Origin of the sequence: Pseudomonas sp. NPDC087598, assembly GCF_044743525.1 — a bacterium.
Taxonomy (GTDB): domain Bacteria; phylum Pseudomonadota; class Gammaproteobacteria; order Pseudomonadales; family Pseudomonadaceae; genus Aquipseudomonas.
The window spans coordinates 28,997-35,175 of sequence record NZ_JBIUWQ010000063.1; the positions used below are offsets into that span (position 1 = coordinate 28,997).

The following is a 6,179-nucleotide window of genomic DNA, read 5'->3' on the forward strand; positions in this document are numbered from 1 at the left end:
TCAGTAACCGTTGGCCGCGACGTGTTTGGCCGCTTCGATCAGGCGCTGGGTCAGTTCCGGCGACGAGAATTTGGTCAGCACGGCATTGGCCCCGGCCAGTCGCGCCTTTTCGCTGTTCATCGCGCTGTCGAGGGAGGTGTGCAGCAGCACGTAAAGGTGGGAGAAATCCGGGGTCTCGCGCAAGGTACGGGTGAAGGCGTAACCGTCCATCTCGGACATTTCGATGTCGGAGACGATCAGGTTGATCTGTTGCGCGGTGCCTTGCAGGTCGAGCAGACAGTCGATCGCTTCCTTGGCGCTGCGTGCGGTGTGGCATTGCAGGCCGAGGTTGCGCAGGGTGTGCACCGATTGCTGCAGCGCCACCTGGCTGTCGTCGACCACCAGAATCCGCGCGTTGCCGAGGACTTCGGCGTCTTCCATGGACAGATCCGTCGGGGCCATTTCGATTTGGGCCGGGGCGATGCTGTGGATAACTTTTTCAATGTCCAGCACTTGCACGAGTGTGCCGTCGACCGAGGTCACGCCAGTGATGTAGGCGCGCGAACCACCGGAGCCGAACGGCGGCGGCTTGATGTCGGTGGTCAGGCAGTGGACGATTTTGCTCACCGCCTGGACGTGCAGGCCCTGCTTCGAACGGCTGACATCGGTGACGATCAGGCAGCCGCCGTTCGGGTCTTCCAGTGGGCGCTCGCCGATGGCGCGGCTGAGGTCGATCACCGACAGCGAGGCACCACGCAAAGTGGCGATGCCTTTGACGTGCGGGTGCGACTCCGGCAGTTTGGTCAACGGCGGGCAGGGGATGATTTCACTGACTTTCAGCAGGTTGATCGCCATCAGCTTGCCGCTGCGCAAAGTGAACAGCAGAAGCGAAAGTGAATCTGCGCGGGCTTTGGTGGAGGACATATAAACCTTCTGTGGAAAGGTGGTGGGCGAGGGTGTAAATCGCCAGAAACTATTGATGCCGGGTTATCGACTTGTCGGGGGCAGGCTTTAGGGGCAATCCCCATTCTCGGCCAGACGGCAGTGAATTCTCTGTGGCGAGGGAGCTTGCTCCCGCTGGAGTGCGAAGCGCTCCCAGTTCCATACGTCTCGGTGTGTCAGGTTCACCGTGTCAGTTGAATTTGCGACTGCTGCGCAGCCGAGCGGGAGCAAGCTCCCTCGCCACAGGTGTTGTGGTTATTTCATGCGTAGTCTTTTGGCCATGCGCCCAAGATTCGCCCGATCCAGCCCCAACTCCCGCGCCGCGCTCGCCCAGTTGTCCTGATTGCGCTCCAGCGCCGCACTGATCAACCGCCGCTGATATTCCTCGGTAGCGGCGCGCAGATCCCCGCTGATCAGCGGTATAGAAGCCACCACCCCGGCCACCGGCTCAAATGGGTTATCCACAACCTCACGCGGTAAATCGAGATCGGCGGCACTCAAACTGAGGATCTTCGGCCGTACCTTGCAGTTGCCCAGCGCCTTCAACGCACTGCGTCCGATCAGGTGTTCCAGTTCACGCACGTTGCCCGGCCAAGTGTAGGCGAGCAGCGCTTCCTGGGCGTCGCTGTTGAGGCGCAGGCTGTTGAGGCCCATGCGCGAGCGGTTCTGTTCGAGGAAGAAGCCGCTGAGCAGCAACACATCACGCCCGCGATCACGCAGGGCCGGCACCCGCAGCGGGTACACGCTCATACGGTGATAGAAGTCGGCACGATAGCGACCGTTGCGCACTTCTTCGGCCAGGTCGCGATTGGTCGCGGCGATCAGGCGCACATCGACCTGATGTTCCTTGTCCGATCCCAGGCGCTGCAACTGGCCGCTCTGTAATACGCGCAACAATTTGGCCTGCACGGTCAGTGACAACTCACCGACTTCATCGAGAAACAGCGTGCCGCCATTGGCCAGTTCGAATTTGCCGCGACGATCACTGGTGGCGCCGGTGAACGCGCCCCGCACATGACCGAACAATTCGCTTTCCACCAGCGTGTCCGGCAGCGCGGCGCAGTTGAGGCTGATGATCGGCTTGTCGGCTCGCGATGATGCGGCGTGAATGGCTTGCGCCACCAATTCCTTGCCGACCCCGGTTTCACCGGTGATCAACACGGTCAGGTCACTGCCGCCGACCAGATTGATTTCTTCCACTAGGCGTTTAAGCGCTTTGCTCTGGCCGATCATTTCGCGGTTCTGCTGACCGCTGGCCTGACGGTAAACCTCGGCGCGCTGGTGTTCGTCTTCGGCACGGATCGCCAGCCGTTCGATGCGTTCGGCGGCGTTGACCGTGGCCGAGGCGAGGCTGGCGAAGGCTTGCAGGGCATCCAGTTCGATCGGTTCGAAGCGCTCGGGATCAAGGGCGTCGAGGGTGATCAGGCCCCAGAGTTTTTCATCGACAAACAAGGGGCAGCCGAGGCAGTCGTGGACTTCAAGGTGATCGTCGAGGCCATCAACGAGGCCGTCGTAAGGGTCGGGCAAGTCGCTGTCGGCGGCGAATCGGGTCGGCCCATTCCCGGCCAGCAAAATCTCGAAGCGCGGATGGTCGCTGACCTTGAAGCGTCGGCCAAGAGTGTCGGCACTTAAGCCGTCCACCGCCAACGGCACCAGCGATTCGCCGTCGAGACGCAGAAGTGCGGCGGCATCGCACGGCAGCAGGGCACGCATGGCTTCGAGCAGGCGTCGGTAGCGTTCGCCCTCGGGCAATTCGCGGGACAGGTCAGAAACCAGAGGCAGCAGAGCGGTGAGCAGGGATTTGGCAGTCATGGTCTTGTAGTCAAAGAGACAAGATGTAGTCGCGATGACTATAAAGCGCTTTGAGTCGATTTGACTACGTAGTTTTTAAGACATTGATTTATAAGGGTAAATAAGTTGGCACGGAAACTGATAAGTCTCAGGTAACTTTTCATCGAAGCTCAGGAGTCACCTTATGCTTAGCGTCCAGGATCGTGCCATCGTCAAATCCACCGTGCCCCTGCTGGAAAGCGGTGGCGAAGCGCTGATCACCCATTTCTACCGGATGATGCTCTCCGAATACCCGGAAGTTCGCCCATTGTTCAACCAGGCCCACCAGGCCAGCGGCGATCAGCCCCGGGCTTTGGCCAACGGCGTGTTGATGTACGCTCGGCACATTGATCAGCTCGACCAGTTGGGCGATCTGGTGGCGAAGATCATCAACAAGCACGTCGCTCTGCAAATCCTGCCGGAGCACTACCCGATTGTCGGCACCTGCCTGTTGCGCGCCATCTCCGAAGTGCTCGGCGAAGAAATCGCCACGCCAGAAGTGATGAGTGCGTGGGGTGCTGCTTACGGACAACTGGCCGATATCCTGATCGGCGCCGAAACGGCGATCTACGACCAGAAAGAACAGGCTGTCGGCGGCTGGCGCGGGGCACGCGAGTTCATCGTCGCGGCCAAGGTCGAGGAGAGCGCGGAGATCATTTCGTTCTACTTCGAACCGGCCGATAAAGGCCCGATTCTGGCAGCCGAGCCCGGCCAGTACATCGGCATGAAGCTGATCCTCGACGGCGAAGAGATCCGCCGCAACTACTCGCTGTCGGCGCTGGCGAACAAAGGTCAGTACCGCATCAGCGTTAAACGCGAACCGGGTGGCCGCGCTTCCAATCACTTGCACGATCAACTGCATGTCGGCGCCAGCATTCAGCTGTTCCCGCCATCGGGAGAGTTCACCCTGAGCGCCAGTGACAAGCCGTTGGTGCTGATCAGCGGCGGCGTCGGCATCACCCCGACGCTGGCGATGCTGGAAGCAGCGCTGCAAACCGAGCGCCCGGTGCACTTCATTCACTGCGCACGCAATGGCAGCGTGCATGCATTCCGCGACTGGATCGACGACTTGGCCGGGCGTCATCCACAACTCAAGCGCTTCTACTGCTACGCCGAAGACGATGGCGTGAGCCCGGCGGCGGACAAGGTCGGGATGTTGAGCCAGGAGTTGCTCGGCGAGTGGTTGCCCCAGCAGCGTGATGTCGACGCTTACTTCCTTGGGCCGAAGGGTTTCATGGCGGCGATCAAGCGCCACTTGAAAGCGCTGGGTGTGCCGGAGAAACAGAGTCGTTACGAGTTCTTCGGGCCGGCTTCTGCTTTGGAGTAACCCTTCAGACCGAGTCGTCTGCATCGCGAGCAGGCTCACTCCTACAGGGGCGGTGGCGTACATGAAAATGGTGTACGACACAGATCCATTGTAGGAGCGAGCCTGCTCGCGAAGGCCGTTACGCGGTCTCTATTATTAAATTCTGTTTAAAGGTTAATCGTTTCTTAACCGGTTTATCGTTTATTCCCCGATGCTGATGATAGGCGCTCGTTCGTTTACATGATCAGGATCGCCCCATGTCGCACCTCACCTTCGCCCGTCGTATCAGCTTCGCTGCCCTGGGCCTGTCGGCCGCATTGCTGGCCAGCCCGTTTGCCTCTGCCGAATCTGCCTTGATCACTCCGCAGTCCCTGATCGTTGATCAGAGCCTGCCCAAGGCACAGGTCGCGGCCATGGAACTGGCAGCACGGCGTTATGGCAGTTTCTGGAACAGTGGCGAAGAGGCTTTGGCCACCGCAGCCTTGTCGCCGCAGTTTGTCGACAAGACTCCGCCCGAAGGCCGGGTGCAGGGGCCGACCGGACCATTGCTGGCGTCGAAGTTCTTTCGTACGGCGGTGCCGGATCTGAGCTGCGATATAGAGCAAATGATCGTCGCCGGTGATCGCGTGGTGGTGCATCTGCACTTTCGCGGACATTTCACTGGCACGTTCAAGGCTCTCAAAGGGCAGGGCCAGCGTGTAGACTTCCGGGCAACCGATATCTATCAGATCGACAACGGTCGTATCGCCGCCAATTGGCATATCGAAGACAACATCAGCCTGATGGCGCAACTGCAAGCGCAGCCGCCGGCCAGCTGAACCATGGACATACAAGGGAAACGCGATGAGCGAGGAAACGATTCGATTGGGACGTGAGCGGCGCTTTCTGGTGCTGCTGGGCATTATCTGCCTGGCATTGATCGGTGGCGCGCTGTACATGCAGATCGTGCTCGGCGAGGCGCCGTGCCCACTGTGCATTTTGCAGCGTTATGCATTGCTGCTGATCGCGCTGTTCGCCTTCATAGGCGCGGCCATGCGCACGCGGCGCAGCATCACGGTGTTTGAAGTGCTGGTGGTGATTTGCGCGATTGCCGGGGCCGGTGTGGCCGGGCATCACGTGTACACCCAGTTCTATCCGGCGGTGAGCTGCGGCATCGATGTGTTGCAGCCGATTGTCGATGGCCTGCCGCTGGCGAAGATCTTCCCGTTGGGTTTCCAGGTCGACGGTTTCTGCTCGACGCCGTACCCGCCGATCCTCGGCCTGTCGTTGGCGCAATGGGCGTTGGTGGCATTCGTGCTGGTGGTGGTGTTGGTGCCGCTGTTGACCTCGCGTAACCGAAAAGCACTGCGCTGAGTCAACTCTTCGGCATTCTTGCCGATACAGAAAGCGCCTCGATTTGCGTATCAGCAAATCGGGGCGTTTTGCATTTCAGAGTGTTTGTAAAAACACTGTGATGGACGGCAAGGAAGGGTGTGGCAGGTGTGCGACATGTTGTCACATACGCCATGTCGCAGGTCTCTTCAGTGACGCGGATTGGTGCGCTGTTACAAAAAAGGATTGGTCTGTTTCAGCGTTTTTCTGCTTTTGCACGTGTGTGCCAGATCAGGCAGTTTTAACAAGACATGGCAGATGGCCAAAAGCCTTGGAGTATCGGGGTTTGCGCTGATCCTGCTTTCGGAAAAAGCCTTCAGAGCTGTCTGAACTGAGGCCGGTACACCTACAAATTTTGGTGTTTTTGTTGAGAATCGATTTCGATAACATGCGGCACTTTTGCAAAAATGGCGATGGATTGTTGCTCGAACGGATAAAAATTATTTCGGGATAAGACATGGTGTATAGGGCGCTACCTATCTACAATCGCCCGCACTGAATTCCCGGCACTGTTCAGCCTTTATTAAGGAGGCGAGCAGGAAGTCGGGTGTCGAGCGAGTCGTGAGGCTTTCAAGACACCCAGGTGTCGGTGCCTTCCAACTTTCCGCACCAAATGGAATTGGTCTGTAACAAGGCCTTTGACCACGAATTCGAATAAGAACTGACCGCTGTCCCAGGTTTTGTCGAGCGTCTGACGCGTGACGGGCGGCCCTTATTCACTCCAAACAAAATGCCAACCCTTGGCAGGGTG

Annotated in this window: 5 protein-coding genes; 3 read left to right on the plus strand and 2 right to left on the minus strand. The window is 58.9% G+C overall.

Annotated features, from left to right (window positions below):
• Both ACIOWE_RS25455 and norR read right to left on the minus strand, forming a co-directional pair.
• On the minus strand, positions 1-903 hold the full coding sequence (locus ACIOWE_RS25455) for a chemotaxis protein CheV (RefSeq protein WP_201236889.1): 903 nt from the start codon (positions 901-903) through the stop codon (positions 1-3).
• 273 nt (positions 904-1,176) lie between these two features.
• Positions 1,177-2,733: a nitric oxide reductase transcriptional regulator NorR gene (gene norR, locus ACIOWE_RS25460; RefSeq protein ID WP_401397240.1), complete on the minus strand. Its 1,557-nt coding sequence runs from the start codon at positions 2,731-2,733 to the stop codon at positions 1,177-1,179.
• 163 nt (positions 2,734-2,896) lie between these two features.
• Between norR and hmpA the strand changes: the two genes are divergently transcribed.
• The 3 genes from hmpA (at position 2,897) to ACIOWE_RS25475 (ending at position 5,410) form a co-directional block, all read left to right on the plus strand.
• Positions 2,897-4,078 carry an NO-inducible flavohemoprotein gene (gene hmpA / locus ACIOWE_RS25465; RefSeq protein WP_401397243.1) on the plus strand — a complete coding sequence of 394 codons (1,182 nt, stop codon included), beginning with the start codon at positions 2,897-2,899 and terminating at the stop codon, positions 4,076-4,078.
• Between the two features lie 236 nt (positions 4,079-4,314).
• Positions 4,315-4,875, plus strand: a complete 561-nt coding sequence (locus tag ACIOWE_RS25470; RefSeq protein ID WP_401397245.1) for an ester cyclase — start codon at positions 4,315-4,317, stop codon at positions 4,873-4,875.
• A gap of 25 nt (positions 4,876-4,900) precedes the next feature.
• Positions 4,901-5,410 carry a disulfide bond formation protein B gene (locus tag ACIOWE_RS25475; protein ID WP_201236893.1) on the plus strand — a complete coding sequence of 170 codons (510 nt, stop codon included), beginning with the start codon at positions 4,901-4,903 and terminating at the stop codon, positions 5,408-5,410.
• Positions 5,411-6,179: the final 769 nt, after the last annotated feature.